Here is a 15,700-nt window from a genome sequence, read left to right on the forward strand (position 1 = left end):
CGTCCGTCATGCGGGTCGCATGACGGACGCCGACCCTCAGCTGTCGTCGGTGAGCTGGGTCTGCGACGCCGGCACCACCTTCCACGCCACCGCGCCGGCGACGACGAGCAGCACGGCTGCGATCACTGACGTGATCTGCATCGAGTGGCTGAAGGCGTCCTGGGCCGCGGTGAGCAGTCGGTTGTCGCCGCCATTCATGAGAGCGGAGGTGCCGAACGCCAGGGATTCGCTGACTGCGTCCCGTGCGGACGCGGTGAGGCCGGAGAGGTCCGGCAGGAAAGCGCGATACACGATGGTGTGCAGCGTGCCCAGCAGGGCGATGCCCAGGGCGATGCCCAACTCGTAGGACATTTCCGAGATGGCCGACGCCGCACCGGAGCGCTGCGGTGGGACGGCCCCGAGGACGGCGTCGGTCGCGGTGGTGAAGGTGACCCCGAAGCCCAGCCCGACGATGACCAGGCCGAGTGCCAGGCCTGCGTAGCTCGTTCCGCCCTCGGCCACGGCCAGCACAACCAGGCCGGAAGCGGCCACGAACAGGGACGCGCCCAGCGTGCGGCCCAAGCCCAGACGGCTCACCAGTGGCGCGATGATCACGATCACCACCACCGCTGCGATGGTGAGCGGGAGCTCGCGGATGCCGGCCTGGAGGGGGGGAGTAGCCCTTGACCAGCTGGAGGTACTGGGAGAAGAAGAACAGCAGGCCGCTGAACGCGAAGACGGCGAGGAGGCTCGCCACGACAGTGCCGGTGAATGCCGGACGGGCGAAGAGGCTGACGTCGACCAGTGGCGAGGGGTGTCGCCGCTGACGGCGGACGAACAGCGTGAGGACGACCGCTCCCAGGATCGCCGAGGCGATGCCGAGGACATCAATGCCGTCCTGAGCGGTGTGCTTGACCGCCCACACCAGTGACACGATCCCCACGAGCGACATCACGGCGCCGCCCAGATCGAAGGTTCCTGGGCGGGGGTTGCGGGACTCGGGGACGAAGAGCGCGACCACGACCAGCACGGCGGCCATCACCGGCAGGTTGATGAGGAAGACCGAGCCCCACCAGAAGTGCTCCAGCAGGACGCCGCCGACCAGCGGGCCCAGCGCGGCTCCGCCGGTGCCACCGGCCGCCCAGATGGCGATGGCACGGGTACGGAGACGGGGCTCGGGAAACAGGTTGCGGACCAGGGAAAGGGTCGAGGGCATCAGGGTGGCGCCGGCGACCCCGAGCAGGACGCGGGCGACGATCAGCCAGCCGGCGCCCGGGGCGAAGGCAGCGAGGAGTGAGGCCAGGCCGAAGCCGGTGGCCCCGATGAGCAGCAGCTTCTTGCGGCCGATGCGGTCGGCCAGTGTGCCCATGGTGATCAGCAGGCCGGCCAGCGCGAAGGAGTAGGCGTCGCCGATCCACAGCAGCTGCGTCGACGTCACGTTGAGATCGGCCGTGAGTGCGGGTGCGGCCAGGGCCAGAACGGTTCCGTCGACGGCCAGCAGGGTGACGGCCAGGGTCAGCCCGGCCAAGGCGGCCCAGCGCCGGGCCCCTCCGCCTGCGGTCGGATCGGCCGCCTGCCCGCTAGGGATGGAGGCGGGGGTCGAGGAAGGGGAGCTGCTCACGCTCCGACTGTACATACCAAACGGTACGCACAGCCAACCATGTGGACGGAGTCACACGCGAGTCAGGTCGCGGCGGACTGTCGTGGGTTAGCCGGCGATGCGGAGCGCCTCGACCAGGCCTCGGTACATCTCATCGGCGCCCAAGAGTTCTTGGTGCGTGCCGGTCGCGCGGATCCGACCGTCCTCCATGAGGTGGATCTGGTCGGCGTCGAGCACCGTGGAGAGCCGGTGCGCGATGGTGACGACAGCTCCGTGCCGGGCCACCTGACGGATGACCTCCTGGATCGCTGCCTCGGTCAACCCGTCCAGCTGAGCGGTGGCCTCGTCGAGGAGCAGGATCGCCGGTGGGCGGACGATGGCACGGGCCAGTGCGAGGCGCTGACGTTCCCCGCCGGACAGCGTGGTGTCGCTCACCGGGTGGTCGAGCCCGCGGTCCAGTCGCGCGACGGTGTCGCTGAGCTGGACCGCCGACAGCGCCGCCCAGGCTTCGTCGTCGGCGGCGTCGGGGTGGCGGAACAGCACGTTGTCCCGCACGGTCCCGGTCAGCAGCGGGGACTCCTGCTCCACGTAGGCGATCCGGGAACGGACGGCGCCGATGCTCAGCTGGTCGAACGGGACTCCCTCCATGGTCAAGGAGCCGCGGTCCGGTGCGATGAAGCGCAGCATCAGTGACATGACGGTGCTCTTGCCGGCGCCGGACGGTCCGACGAGAGCGATGTGCCCGGTCCGGGGCACGGTGAGGGAAAGGTCGTGGACGGCGGTGCGCGACCGGCCGGGGTAGGTCACGCTCGCGCCGTCGAGTGTCAGGATCGGCCCGTTGTCAGCGGTGGTGCCCGTTCGCGCCGGCACGTCGTCGCCCGCCGTCACGTCCTCGATCCGGATGTCCTCCACCTCGCGGATCCGCGCAGCGGCGGCCATTCCGGCCTGCAGCTGCGTGACGTTCATGGTGAGTTCGCTGATCGGGTCGACGGTCTGGAAGGCGTACAGGAGCAGGGCTACGAGGGTGGAGACGGCCAGCGCGCCGGTGCTCACCCGCCAGGCGCCGAGGGTGAGGATGCCGATGATCACCAACTGGATGCCGCTTCCGGCAATCGTCCAGGCGATGGCCGAAATGCGGACGCCTCGGATGCTGTGCTCCGCCGATGCGCGGGCCTCGGTGATGACCCGCTCGCTCTCCCGCGTCTCTGCACCGCTGGACTTGACGGTCCGCAACGCTCGGAGCCCGGTTTCCAGCACGCCGCCCAGGCGACCCACCGACGCCTGCGCGCTCCGCTCCGCCTCGGTGATGCGTGGCATGAGTAGCGCGACGACGATCCCGATGACCAGGACCCCGACGGCGACGGCCGACAGCAGCACGAGGTCCAGGACGCCCATGAGGACCACCGCACCGATCAGGGTGACGGCGCTGTTGGCGATGCCGACGAGGCTCCCCGAGGCAGCCTCGCGCAACAGGACCGTGTCACTGGTCACCCTGGTGACGAGCTCGCCGGCGGACCGTTCGCGCAAGGTTGGGACGACGGCGCTGAAGAAGCGGCGCACCAGCGACGTCCGGGCATCCAGCACGATCTGCTCGGCGACGCGTCCGAGGAGCATCCACTGGGACAGGCCGAGGAGTGAGCCGACGAGCAGAAGCCCGAGAAGGAGGGCGATGGGTGGGAGCAGGTCCTGCGGCGCGCCGAGGTTGTCCAGCACTTGCTTGGTGACCAGTGGCGTGGCGAGGGCGGCAGCCGAAGCGCCGAAACCCAGTACGAGGGCGCCGAGCAGCGTCCGTCGGTGAGGCCTGACGAACGTCCACAGGACGCGGGCATTCTCCCAGCGGTACGGCTGGTCGGTGGTGGGCGCAGACATCGAGCGGCTCTCAGTCGTGGTGCGGTCAGAGGGGCGGGCGGCGGGGCTCACAACCGGGAGGCCGCATGGCGGACGGGCCGGCCGAGGGCGGAGCGGGTGACATTCCGAACGATACTTAGAGCCTACCGATCGTACTGCTATCCTCTTCGTGGATCATTCGCGCTCGGGCAGAGGTGGGGGAGATGCGGGGCCGCGTCAGCGGGTCGGTCGGTCGGCGTAGCCGCCGGTTGCCGCTGCCGTGGTGTCGTTCGTGAGCGTGCGCACCGTCGGCCGACGCCATCCGGGCCGCATGATCGCCTTCGGATTCGCCGTGGCCGTCGCTGCCGGCACCGGGCTGCTCTCCTTGCCTGTCGCCACCGCCGGGCCGGGGCGGGCTGATGTCCTCGCCGCCCTCTTCCAGGCCACCTCGGCGGTGAGCCTCACCGGTCTGGTCACCGTGGACACCGGCACCTACTGGTCAGGCTTCGGTCAGGCAGTGCTCCTCCTCCTGATCCAGGCCGGTGGGCTCGGCATCATGACGGTGGCCAGCCTGCTCGTGCTGCTCCTGTCCCAGCGCCTGGGACTGCGGGCCCGATTGGTCGCCCAGGCCGAGACGAAATCGCTCTCCGCGTCCGAGGTCCGACGCGTCATCCGCAACGTGGTTCTCTTCAGCCTCGCCTCCGAGGTACTGGTGGCCGTCGTGCTGGCGGTCCGCTTCGCGACCGAGTACGCCGAACCACTCCCGTCCGCTGCCTACTCCGGCGTGTTCCACGCCATCTCGTCGTTCAACAACGCCGGATTCGCTCTCAACGCCGACAGCATCGTGCAGTACGTGGCCGACCCGTGGATCAGCCTGACCATGGCCGTCGCGGTCATCGTCGGCGGGCTGGGCTTCCCGGTGGTGTTCGAGCTGGCCCGCTCGTGGCGTCGGCCGGGCACGTGGTCGGTGCTGACCCGCGTCACCGTGGTCGTGACGGTCGCCCTGCTCGTGATCGGGACGCTCGGCTACCTGGCCGCCGAGGCGCGCAACCCCGCCACGCTGGGTCCGCTGTGCCCGGGCGCCACGGTGATGGCCGCATTCGTCGCCGCGGTGGTGCCGCGCAGTGCGGGGTTCAACAACGTCGACATCGCCGCGCTGCAGCCGGAGACGCTGCTCCTCACGGACACGCTGATGTTCATCGGCGGCGGGTCTGCCGGCACGGCGGGCGGGATCAAGGTGACCACGTTCGGGCTCCTGGCGTACGTGCTCTGGGCCGAACTGCGTGGTGACGCTGATGTCGAGGTCGGTCGACGCCGGGTCCCGGGCACCAACCAACGACAGGCTCTGGCCGTGGCTCTGCTCGGCATGGGGCTGGTGATCCTGGCTGCCCTGACGCTGGAGGCGCTCACGCACGTCGCCCTCGACCGGGCGCTGTTCGAGGCGGTGTCTGCGGTCGCCACCGTCGGCCTGTCGACCGGCATCACCGCCGACCTGCCACCTGCCGCGCAACTCGTGGTGGTGCTGCTCATGTTCATCGGCCGGATCGGCCCGCTCACCCTGGCCTCGGCCCTCGCCCTCCGCGAGCGCGGCCGCCGCTTCCAGCTGCCCGAGGAGAGGATCATCGTTGGCTAGTCGCAAGGACCCGGTCGCCGTCATCGGGCTGGGCCGCTTCGGCACCGCCATAGCGCTGGAGCTGACCCGCAGCGGCACCGAGGTGCTGGCCGTCGACAGCCGCCCGCACGTCGTGCAGCGACTGTCCGGGCAGCTGAGCCACGCCGTCGTCGCCGACGCCACCGATCTGGAGACCCTCAACGAGCTGGGCCTCGGCGAGTTCCGCCGCGTCGTGGTCGCCATCGGCACCGGCGTGGAGGCCAGCATCCTCGCCACCTCGCTGTTGGCGGAACTCGGCGTCCCGCACATCTGGGCCAAGGCGCTCAGCGCCCAGCACGGCAAGATCCTCGAGCGCATCGGTGCCCGCCACGTCGTCTTCCCGGAGCACGAGATGGGGGAACGGGTGGCCCACGTGGTCTCCGGTCGCCTGCTGGACTGGGTCTGGCTGGACGAGGAGTGGGCGCTCGCCACCACCAAACCGCCGCGCGAGCTGGTGGGAGTGCCGCTGGGGCAGTCCGGGTTGCGCAAGAAGCACCGCGTCACCGTTGTCTCGGTCAAGCCCGAGCTCGGCGGTGGTTACACCCACGCGGCCACCGACACCGTGCTCACCTACGGCTGCGAAATCGTCGTCGCCGGCCGTCCGACCGACGTCGAGCGGTTCGTGGACCTGCAGTGAGGTCGGCCCCGGCACGGGCACCGTCACGGCCGGTCCGCGGGGCCCGCCGGCGGCAGCGAGAAGGTCGACGCCGGCCCTGGCCGTGGCGGCTGCGGGCATCGATTCCTTCGATCGGGATCTGACCACCGGAACCCTGATCGTGGACGCGCGGCTGATCGACGTGTTCGGCTACGACGCGGCCACGCTCGACCGCAGCATCGAGGCGCCGGTACGGACGAAGGCCCTGGTCAGTCGCCTGACCAGGGCCTCCACCGCTGGGGTGAGTGACGGGGCTCGAACCCGCGACACCCAGGATCACAACCTGGTGCTCTACCAGCTGAGCTACACCCACCGTGCGTCCGTCCGGGCGCGACGGCCCGGGGGAACGCGCCAACGATACCGGAGCCCCCGCGGCGGCCCGCCGGGGGAGTCGCCGTCGTCAGGCGGCGCCGGCGTCTCCCGCCGACAGCAGCTCGGCGAACGAGTCGATGACCTCGTCGGCGGCCTGCTTGGCCTGCTCGCCGCTGGGCCCGGGTGCGGCCACGAACAGCGTCCGCCGGTAGTACGCCAGCTCCCGCACCGACTCGATGATGTCGGCCAGTGCCCGGTGGGCCAGCCCCTTGGGCGGCTGCGCGAAGTAGACGCGGGGGAACCAGCGGCGGGCCAGCTCCTTCACCGAGGAGACGTCGACCATCCGGTAGTGCAGGTGGTCGTCGAGCTCGGGCATGTCCCGGGCGAGGAAACCACGGTCGGTCCCGATCGAGTTGCCGCACAGCGGGGCGGTGCGCCGGTCGGGGACGAACCGCTTCACGTAGGTCAGGATCTGCTGCTCGGCCTCGGCGAGGGAGAGCGTGGCGGCGCGGACGGCGTCGGTCAGCCCCGACTTCGCATGCATCTCGGCCACGAAGTCGGTCATGCCGTCGAGGTCGGCGTCGTCGGCGGCGATGATGAGGTCCAGGCCCGGGTCGAGGACGTTCAGCTCGGAGTCGGTGATCAGCACCGCGACCTCGATCAGCTTGTCCTTGGTGAGGTCCAGCCCGGTCATCTCGCAGTCGATCCAGACCAGGTGCCCGCCGTTCTCCGCCACGTCGTCCGACAGTACGCACCGCGCGCCCCGGCCGCCCCGATCACCCCTCGTGTCCACGCGCATCCCAGCCGCCGCGGACGCGCGATCGGAAGGCTCGGAAACGGCGCTGATCACCGTTAGGGTCGCCCGAACGCCCGCCGTCAGAAAGATCCCCGTGTCCTCTGCACCCGCTCCCGTCGCCACGCCCGTGCCACAGGCGCCGGGCACGTTCCGCGCCGGCCTGGCCCACCCGATCGCCCTGCTCCGGTGGTTGTGGACGGCGTACGTGACCCCCGGTCGGCCCGGGCGGCCCACCACCCAGACCGAGCTGCGCTGGGTCTACACCGCGTGGCTGGCGGCCTTCCTGCTGAAGATGCTGGGGTCGTCCTGGGACGTCTCCTGGCACTTCATGTGGCTGCGTGACGACCTGGCTCCGCCGCACCTGCTCAACACGGTGGGCACCGTCGTCGTCGTCGTGCTGGTGCTGTTCCACAGCTACAGCGGGTACGGCGTGGACCGGCGTGCGCTGCGGCTGATGCAGGTGGGCACCGCCACGTTCCTCGTCGCTGTCCCGGTCGACATCGTCAACCACCGGATCAACGGGCTGGACATCACCAGCTGGAGCCCCAGCCACGCGCTCCTGTACCTGGGGACGGCGATCATGCTGGCCGGCGCGCTGCGCGGGTGGTGGCTGTACGCGGCGCCGGGGCGCACCCGCGACCTCGTCTCGCTGGGCCTGTGGCTGTTCTTCGTCGAGAACGTGGTCTTCCCCAACCAGCACCAGGAGTACGGGGTGCTGTCGCTGGAGGCCTACGACGCCGGCCGGACGACGGCCGAGCCGCAGCTGCTGGACTTCGCCGCCTCGCAGGGTCAGTCGCCGGCCATGTTCATGCTCCCGGTGCCGTCGTGGGTGCACCCGGCGTGGCTGATCTGCGCCGGCCTGCTGGCGCTCGTGGTGGCCCGCCGGGTCGTCGCGCTGCGCTGGACGGCGACGGTGATCGCCGTCGTCTACCTCGGCTACCGCGGCGTCATGTGGCTCGGGCTGGTGGCGACGGGCTTCCCGCCGTCGGTGCTCCCGGTGGTGCTCGTCGTGGGCGCGCTGCTCGTCGACGTCGCCGCCGATCGCCGGGTCCCCGGCTGGGTGGCGGGTCCGGCGGTCGCCGCGGCGGTCTACGCCGTCGCCTTCCCGCTGGAGTCGCTGGGCCTGCTCCCGCCCTGGAACTGGTGGTCGGCGCTGCCGGTGGCCGTCGCGTTCGGCGCGTTGTGGGCGGCGGTCGACGTGCTGGCCGCCAGCACCTGGCTGGCGCGGTGGCGCGTCCCGGACGAGCCGGCGGCCGCCGAACCCGTCCCCGCCTGAACCCGCCGGGCGACGCCGAGCGCGACGGGAGAGGTCGCGGCGATGACGTAGCGTCGGTGGCGGCTGCCCCGCGGGGTCGCCGTCGGTGCCCCGCGCCGGGACCCAGCCGACGGATCTCCTGACCGCAGAACCCGACCGCCCGGAGGACGACGTGCTGGTCCTGACCCCGGCGCCGCTGGAGACGGCGGGCGAGCGCGCGTTCTTCGGGGAGCTCGAGCGGTGGGGCACCGGTGGTTCCGTGCGGGCGGCCGTGGTGGCCTCCCTGCCGCTGGTGGACGAGCCGCTGGGCCGCCGGCAGTCCGACGCGGTGCTGCTGGTGCCCGAGGGTCTCGCCGTCATCCGCGTGGTCGAGGTCCCCCGGCAGTCCGGTGTGGTGACGGCGAAGCCCGAAGGCCCGTGGACGATCGCCGCCCCGGGGGACGGGCCCGAGCAGGTGCTGCACCAGGCCGGGGGCGGCTCGACGCCGCTCGACGGGCTCATGCGAGCGGGCATGGACACCGCGGTGAAGCTGCGGCGCGCCGGCCTGCAGCCCGGGCGGATCGCGCGTCTCACCGTCCTGGTCGGCGAGATCACCGGGCTGGTCCCGGCCGACGGCGACCTGGGCGAGGGCGACCTGGTGGCCACGCTGGACCCCCGCTCCCTCCTGCTCGCGTTCGCCCGCGCCGCACGGCACGCCGGGGTCGACAACCCCCGGCTGTGGACCACCGCCGACGTGCGGGCGGCCCTCGCGGCGCTGGAGCTGCCCGGCCGGGGGCCCACGGTCGAGGAGCTCAACGGCGAGGCCTTCCCGTACTCGCCGTACGTCCTCCGCCGCCCCGAGCTGCTGACCCCGGCCGCGATGGCCGCCTCCCCGGCGATCACCCCGCCGGGCACGCCCGACAGGGAGCCGCGCGACGGCGCCGCCGGCGCGGCGTACGACGGCGATCCGCTGAGCGCCACCGCCGTGGCCCGCGCGGTCGCCGCCTCGGTGGCCTCCGCGCACGCCGCCGCAGTGGCGGCGGCGGCGCCCACGGGCTCCGCGCCGGGCGTCGCCGTGCAGCGGGACACCGTCGAGGTGGGGGGCGCGCCGGCACCGCCGCGTGCCGCCGGGCTCGTCGGCGCCGCGGACGGCGACGCGGGACGCACCGAGCGCGAGGACGACGTCGCGGGACGCACCGTGCCCGAGGACGACGACGCGGCCACCCCGCCCGGGCCCCGCACGGCGGTGCTCCCGGCCGCGCCCCGGGCCGCGGAGCCGCCAGTGCCCCGGGCCGCGGAGCCGCCCGGGCGCCCGCCGCTGTCCCCGGCGTGGGGTGCCACCGCATCCGGTCGGGGCGAGGCGCGGGCGCCGGGCGACCGCCGGCGGGCCGCTGCGCTGATCGCGGCGGTGGTGGCCCTGGTGGCCGTCTGCGCGATCGCCGCCCTGCTGCTCGGCGGCGACGGCTCCGGGGGCGAGGGCGCCGCGGGCGACGACGGGTCGCCGTCCGACGCCGTCGCGGCGGGTCCCACGATCGGCGAGGTGCGGGAGGTGAACGGCACCGCCTACACGGTGGAGGCCGTGCAGGTGGACGACACCTGCGCCGGGCACGCCTACGGGGAGGTGGCCGGCTTCTTCGCCGCGACCGACTGCACCGGGCTCTCCCGGGCGCTCTACTCGGCCGAGGTCGGCGGCGCCCCGGTGGTGGTCTCGGTGTCGCGGGTCGCCATGTCCGACCCCGCCGCGGCCCGGGAGCTGCGTGCTCTCACCGACCGCGACGGCAGCGGCAACGTCAACGACCTGCTGCGCGAGGGGGTCACCTACGACGGCGGCCCGGTAGGGCTGCGGTCGGCGGAGTACGCCAGCGCGGTGTCGGGGTCGACCGTCACCGTGGTCGAGAGCGCGTGGGCCGGTGCGCCGGGGCCGGGTGGTGCGGCGGCGGTGGACAAGGTGGCCTCGGACGGGCTCGCGCTGCCGGTGCCACCTCTCCCGGAGGGCTGAGGTCCTTCCCGGCGCCCGCACCTCAGGTGGTGGCCGCCGCCCAGGCCATCGCGTTGAGGAGTTCGGCCATCGCGGGGCGGGTCAGCCGGCCGGCGCTGTGCGGGGTGGAGTTGATCAGCCCGAAGACGGCGTGCGCGCGGGCCCGGCAGGCGGCCGCCTCGGCGCCCGGGTGCACCCGCGCCAGCACGGCCACCCACACCTCGACGTACCGGCGCTGCAGCCGGCGCACCTGCGCGGCCTCGGCCTCGGGCAGGGAGCCGAGGTCCCGGTCGTGCACGACGATCAGCGCCGGGTTGTCCAGCGCGAAGTCGACCTGGAAGTCGATGAGCGCACGCAGCTGGGCGGCGGGGTCGCTGCCCGCGGCCGCCACCCGGTCGCGGCCGCCGTCGGCGAGGCGCGCGCTGATGCGCAGCAGCATCTCGGCGAGCATCGCGTCCTTGCTGGCGAAGTGCCGGTAGATCGCCGGCCCGGTCACCCCGACGGCCGCGCCGACGTCGTCCACCCCCACCGCGCGGGACCCGCGTTCGGCGAACAGCCGGGCGGCCGCCTGCAGGATCTGCTCCCGCCGGGACGGGCGGGCGGCATCGGCATGCATGGCGGCGTCCTGCGCGCGGGCGTCCGCGCCCAGATCCGTGCCGGCCGACGTCATGCGACGGATGCTAGCCCCGCCGGTGAACATCGGTTAACCCCACGACGAGTGGGGTGGACCTCACCGTGAACCGTGGTTAACCTCTGCCCCGTGGACGCACCGGTGCTCTCCCACGCCCTGTCGGCCGACCCGGCGGGCGCTGCCCGCAACGCCGCGGCGCACGCGGAGCTCGTCGCCGATCTGGCCGGCCAGCTGCGCGCGGTGGGTCTCGGCGGCGGCGAGCGGGCCCGCGAGCGGCACACCGCTCGCGGAAAGCTGCTGCCCCGCGAGCGGGTCGACGCGCTGCTCGACCCGGGGAGCCCCTTCCTCGAGCTGTCGCCGCTGGCCGCGCACGGCCTCTACGGCGGCGAGGCGCCGGCGGCGGGGATCATCACGGGTATCGGCCGCGTCTCCGGCCGCGAGTGCGTCGTCGTCGCCAACGACGCCACCGTCAAGGGCGGCACCTACTACCCGATGACGGTGAAGAAGCACCTGCGCGCCCAGGAGGTGGCGCTGCACAACCGGCTGCCGTGCATCTACCTGGTCGACTCCGGCGGCGCCTTCCTCCCGATGCAGGACGAGGTCTTCCCCGACCGCGAGCACTTCGGCCGGATCTTCTACAACCAGGCGAACCTCTCCAAGGCCGGCATCGCCCAGATCGCGGCGGTGATGGGCTCCTGCACCGCCGGGGGCGCGTACGTGCCCGCGATGAGCGACGAGGCGGTGATCGTCCGCGAGCAGGGCACGATCTTCCTGGGCGGCCCGCCGCTGGTGAAGGCCGCGACCGGCGAGGTGGTCACCGCCGAGGAGCTCGGCGGGGGAGACCTGCACAGCCGGGTCAGCGGGGTCACCGACCACCTGGCCGACGACGACGCGCACGCCCTGCAGATCGTCCGGCAGATCGTGTCCACCCTCGGGCCGCGGGAGCCCCGGCCGTGGGACCTGGAGCCGGTCGAGGAGCCGCAGCACCCGCCGGAGTCGATCTACGAGGTGGTGCCGCCGGATCCGCGCACCCCCTACGACGTCCGCGAGGTCATCGCCCGGCTGGTCGACGGCAGCCGGTTCGCCGAGTTCAAGCCGCTCTACGGGCAGACGCTGGTCACCGGCTTCGCCCGGCTGCACGGGCACCCCGTCGGGATCGTCGCCAACAACGGCGTGCTCTTCGCCGAGTCGGCACTCAAGGGCGCGCACTTCATCGAGCTGTGCGACCGCCGGAAGATCCCGCTGCTGTTCCTGCAGAACATCACCGGCTTCATGGTCGGCCGCGACTACGAGGCCGGCGGCATCGCCAAGCACGGCGCGAAGATGGTCACCGCCGTCGCCTGCGCCCGGGTGCCGAAGCTGACCGTGGTCATCGGCGGCTCGTTCGGAGCCGGCAACTACTCGATGTGCGGCCGGGCGTACTCGCCCCGCTTCCTGTTCACCTGGCCCAACGCCCGCATCTCGGTGATGGGCGGGGAGCAGGCGGCGTCGGTGCTGGCGACGGTCCGCCGGGACGGCATCGAGGCCCGCGGGGAGGAGTGGCCGGCCGAGGAGGAGGAGGCGTTCAAGGCGCCGATCCGCGACCAGTACGAGTCCCAGGGCCACCCCTACTACGCCACGGCGCGGCTCTGGGACGACGGCGTCATCGACCCCGCCCAGACCCGCACCGTGCTCGGCCTCGCCCTGTCCGCCTGCGCCAACGCGCCGCTCGAGGACGTCGGCTACGGCGTCTTCCGGATGTGACCGGCGTGAACCCCGGCACCGAGTTCCCCTGGTTCGGCGGCGCTCGTCCGCTGAGTGCACACGCACTCACTGTCAGAGCGTCGGCGAGGGAGCAGTGAGGCGAGGCATGTTCGACACCGTCCTGGTCGCGAACCGCGGCGAGATCGCCGTCCGGGTCATCCGCACCCTGCGGGAGATGGGCATCCGGTCGGTCGCCGTCTACAGCGACGCCGATGCCGGGGCGCTGCACACCCGCGTGGCCGACGTCGCCGTGCACATCGGGCCGGCTCCTGCGGCGCAGAGCTACCTGTCGGTCGCGCGGGTGCTGCAGGCCGCGGCCGCCACCGGCGCCCAGGCGATCCACCCCGGTTACGGCTTCCTGTCGGAGAACGTGGAGTTCGCCCGCGCGTGCGAGAAGGCGGGGATCGTCTTCATCGGCCCGCCGGTAGCCGCGATCGAGGCCATGGGCGACAAGATCCGCGCCAAGCAGACGGTCATGGCCGCCGGGGTCCCGGTCGTGCCGGGCCGCACGGAGCCCGGGATGACCGACGCCGAGGTCGCCGACGCCGCCGTCGCCGTCGGCTTCCCGGTGCTGCTCAAGCCGAGCGCGGGCGGTGGCGGCAAGGGCATGCGGGTCGTCCGCTCCGCCGACGAGCTGTCCGACGCGATCGCCGGGGCGCGCCGCGAGGCGAGGAGCTCCTTCGGCGACGACACCCTGCTCGTGGAGCGCTACGTCGGCAACTCGCGGCACATCGAGGTGCAGGTGCTGGGGGACGCCCACGGGAACGTCATCCACCTCGGCGAGCGCGAGTGCTCGCTCCAGCGCCGGCACCAGAAGGTGATCGAGGAGGCGCCGTCGCCGCTGCTGGACACCGGCATGCGCGCCACCATGGGCCGGGCGGCGGTCGAGGCGGCGAAGGCCGTCGGGTACACCGGCGCCGGCACGGTCGAGTTCATCGTCGACGCCGACCGGCCGCGCGATTTCTTCTTCCTCGAGATGAACACCCGGCTGCAGGTCGAGCACCCCGTCACCGAGTGCGTCACCGGCCTGGACCTCGTCGAGCTGCAGCTGCGGGTGGCGGCGGGCGAGCGGTTGCCCGTGGACCAGGACGACGTCTCCCTCGACGGGCACGCGATCGAGGGGCGGCTCTACGCCGAGGACCCGGCGCGCGGCTTCCTCCCGCAGGCCGGCACGGTGCTGGGGCTGGTGGAGCCCGACGGCGCCGGCATCCGGGTGGACAGCTCGCTGGCCGTGGGCACGGTCGTCGGCACCGACTACGACCCGATGCTGGCCAAGGTCGTCGCCTGGGGCCCGGACCGGGAGACCGCCCGGGCCCGGCTCGTCGGCGCGCTCGGCCGCACCGCCGTCCTCGGGGTGACGACCAACGCCGCCTTCCTGCGGGCGCTGCTCACCGATGACGACGTCGTCGCCGGGACGCTCGACACCGGGCTGATCGAGCGGCGGGGTGACGCGCTGACCACCCCCGACCCGGTGCCGTTCATCGCCTACGCGGCGGCAGCCCTGGCGCTGCTCGTCGAGAGCGAGCCGACCGGCCCCGTCGTCGACCGGTGGGACGTACCCGACGGCTGGCGGCTGGGCGAGCCCGCGTGGACCGTGCGCCGTCTGCAGGCCGCCGGCGGTGAGCCGGTCGAGGTGCGGCTGCGCGGCCGTTCGTCGGCCGCCGAGATCCAGGTGGCGGGGGGTGTGGTGCCGGCCCGGGCGATCCGGGACGGGGATCGGCTGACCGTGACCGTGGGCGACCAGACCGCCGGCTACGCCGTCGTGCACTCCGGCGGGACGGTGTGGCTGGCCGCCGACGGGCACGTGACGGCACTGCGGGAGCACGAGCGGCTGTCGTCGTCGGCCGGGTCGGCCGGGGGCGACGGCGTCGTCACCTCGCCCATGCCGGGCACGGTGACGGTGGTGCGGGCCGCGGTCGGCGACGAGGTGGAGGCGGGCACCCCGCTGCTCGTCGTCGAGGCGATGAAGATGGAGCACGTGCTCACCGCCCCCATCGCGGGGACGGTGGCCGAGCTCGGAGTGACGGCGGGCCAGACGGTCGCGCTGGACGAGCGGCTGGCGCTGGTGACCCCGGCGGCCGGGCCCGAGCAGCAGGAGAACTGATGTTGGACTACCGGCTCAGCGACGAGACCGAAGCCCTGCGGACGACCGTGCGGGAGTTCGCCCGCGAGGTCATCGCCCCGCAGATCGGGGAGTTCTACGAGCGGGACGAGTTCCCGACCGACATCGTGCGGCAGATGGGGGAGCTCGGGCTGTTCGGCCTGCCGTTCCCCGAGGAGTACGGCGGCGCGGGCGGCACCTACTTCGACCTCTGCGTGGCGCTGGAGGAGCTGGCCCGGGTGGACAGCTCCATGGCGATCACCGTGGAGGCGGGCGTCTCGCTGGGCGCCATGCCGATCTACCGGTTCGGCACCGAGGAGCAGAAGCGCGAGTGGCTGCCCCGGCTCTGCACCGGGGAGGCGCTGGGTGCGTTCGGCCTCACCGAGCCCGGCGGCGGCTCGGACGCCGGGGCCACCCGCACGACGGCTCGCCTGGAGGACGGGCACTGGGTGATCAACGGCTCGAAGGCCTTCATCACCAACTCCGGCACCGACCTGACGTCGCTGGTGACGGTGACCGCGGTGACCGGCACGAAGCCCGACGGCAAGAAGGAGATCTCGGCGATCATCGTGCCCTCGGGGACCCCGGGCTTCACCGTCGGCCAGCGGTACTCGAAGGTCGGCTGGAACGCCTCCGACACCCGGGAGCTCTCCTTCGACGACTGCCGGGTGCCCGAGGAGAACCTCGTCGGGCAGCGCGGCCGCGGCTACGCCCAGTTCCTCTCCATCCTCGACGAGGGCCGGATCGCGATCTCCGCGCTCTCGGTCGGGCTGGCCCAGGGGTGCGTGGACGAGTCGGTGAAGTACGCGGGGGAGCGGGAGGCGTTCGGGCAGCCGATCGGCCGCAACCAGGCGGTCCAGTTCATGATCGCCGACATGGAGGTGCGGGCCTCCACCGCGCGGCTGGCCTACTACCGGGCGGCGGAGAAGATGCTGCGCGGCGAGCCGTTCAAGCGCGAGGCCTCGATCGCGAAGCTGTACAGCTCCGAGGTGGCGATGGACAACGCCCGCTACGCGACCCAGGTGCACGGCGGGTACGGCTTCATGAACGAGTTCCCGGTCGGCCGCTTCTACCGCGACGCCAAGATCCTGGAGATCGGCGAGGGCACCAGCGAGGTGCAGCGGATGCTGATCGCCCGAGACCTCGGCGTCGGCTGATCCGACGCCGGACGCGCGGGTGTGCGCTTCCCGGGG

At 72.9% G+C, this 15,700-nt stretch carries 11 protein-coding genes, 1 tRNA gene and 1 pseudogene; 7 read left to right on the top strand and 6 right to left on the bottom strand.

Annotated features, from left to right (window positions below; all coding sequences use genetic code 11):
• Positions 1–36: 36 nt before the first annotated feature.
• The 3 genes and pseudogenes from ACI79K_RS07870 to ACI79K_RS07880 all read right to left on the bottom strand — a co-directional run bounded on the left by ACI79K_RS07870 (position 37) and on the right by ACI79K_RS07880 (position 3,448).
• On the bottom strand, positions 37–606 hold the full coding sequence (locus ACI79K_RS07870; RefSeq protein ID WP_456599417.1) for a hypothetical protein: 570 nt from the start codon (positions 604–606) through the stop codon (positions 37–39).
• A gap of 106 nt (positions 607–712) precedes the next feature.
• Positions 713–1,615: pseudogene (locus ACI79K_RS07875) on the bottom strand (MFS transporter); the annotation flags it as partial.
• Between the two features lie 72 nt (positions 1,616–1,687).
• A complete protein-coding gene (locus ACI79K_RS07880) occupies positions 1,688–3,448 on the bottom strand; it encodes an ABC transporter ATP-binding protein (RefSeq protein ID WP_456599418.1) in 1,761 nt (586 codons plus the stop codon).
• Positions 3,449–3,698: 250 nt separating this feature from the next.
• Between ACI79K_RS07880 and ACI79K_RS07885 the strand changes: the two genes are divergently transcribed.
• Positions 3,699–5,039: a TrkH family potassium uptake protein gene (locus tag ACI79K_RS07885; protein ID WP_456587734.1), complete on the top strand. Its 1,341-nt coding sequence runs from the start codon at positions 3,699–3,701 to the stop codon at positions 5,037–5,039.
• Entirely contained in the window at positions 5,032–5,694 is a 663-nt protein-coding gene (locus tag ACI79K_RS07890) for a potassium channel family protein (protein WP_456587733.1), read from the top strand. The genes ACI79K_RS07885 and ACI79K_RS07890 overlap by 8 nt, the downstream gene beginning before the upstream one ends.
• 255 nt (positions 5,695–5,949) lie before the next feature.
• On the opposite strand, the gene ACI79K_RS07895 is transcribed toward ACI79K_RS07890, so the two are convergent.
• Positions 5,950–6,025 (bottom strand) — tRNA-His (locus ACI79K_RS07895).
• Between the two features lie 87 nt (positions 6,026–6,112).
• On the bottom strand, positions 6,113–6,760 hold the full coding sequence (orn, locus tag ACI79K_RS07900) for an oligoribonuclease (RefSeq protein ID WP_456599419.1): 648 nt from the start codon (positions 6,758–6,760) through the stop codon (positions 6,113–6,115).
• A 187-nt stretch (positions 6,761–6,947) separates the two neighbouring features.
• Here orn and ACI79K_RS07905 point away from each other — a divergent pair, with 187 nt between their 5' ends.
• Positions 6,948–8,096, top strand: coding sequence for a hypothetical protein (locus tag ACI79K_RS07905; RefSeq protein WP_456587731.1), 1,149 nt, complete (start codon positions 6,948–6,950; stop codon positions 8,094–8,096).
• 151 nt (positions 8,097–8,247) lie between these two features.
• The gene (locus ACI79K_RS07910) at positions 8,248–10,053 is read left to right on the top strand and encodes a hypothetical protein (protein ID WP_456599420.1); all 1,806 of its coding nucleotides are present in this window, start codon (positions 8,248–8,250) and stop codon (positions 10,051–10,053) included.
• A 22-nt stretch (positions 10,054–10,075) separates the two neighbouring features.
• Here ACI79K_RS07910 and ACI79K_RS07915 read toward each other — a convergent pair whose 3' ends face one another.
• Positions 10,076–10,702 (bottom strand): SACE_7040 family transcriptional regulator, encoded by a 627-nt coding sequence (locus ACI79K_RS07915; protein ID WP_456599421.1) that lies wholly within the window; start codon positions 10,700–10,702, stop codon positions 10,076–10,078.
• A 90-nt stretch (positions 10,703–10,792) separates the two neighbouring features.
• Here ACI79K_RS07915 and ACI79K_RS07920 point away from each other — a divergent pair, with 90 nt between their 5' ends.
• The 3 genes from ACI79K_RS07920 to ACI79K_RS07930 all read left to right on the top strand — a co-directional run bounded on the left by ACI79K_RS07920 (position 10,793) and on the right by ACI79K_RS07930 (position 15,664).
• Positions 10,793–12,406, top strand: a complete 1,614-nt coding sequence (locus ACI79K_RS07920; protein ID WP_456599422.1) for a carboxyl transferase domain-containing protein — start codon at positions 10,793–10,795, stop codon at positions 12,404–12,406.
• A 106-nt stretch (positions 12,407–12,512) separates the two neighbouring features.
• The gene (locus tag ACI79K_RS07925) at positions 12,513–14,510 is read left to right on the top strand and encodes an ATP-binding protein (protein WP_456599423.1); all 1,998 of its coding nucleotides are present in this window, start codon (positions 12,513–12,515) and stop codon (positions 14,508–14,510) included.
• A complete protein-coding gene (locus ACI79K_RS07930; RefSeq protein ID WP_456587726.1) occupies positions 14,510–15,664 on the top strand; it encodes an acyl-CoA dehydrogenase family protein in 1,155 nt (384 codons plus the stop codon). Before ACI79K_RS07925 ends, ACI79K_RS07930 begins: the two co-directional genes overlap by 1 nt.
• Positions 15,665–15,700: the final 36 nt, after the last annotated feature.

It is taken from the genome of Blastococcus sp. SYSU DS0616 (assembly GCF_054051015.1).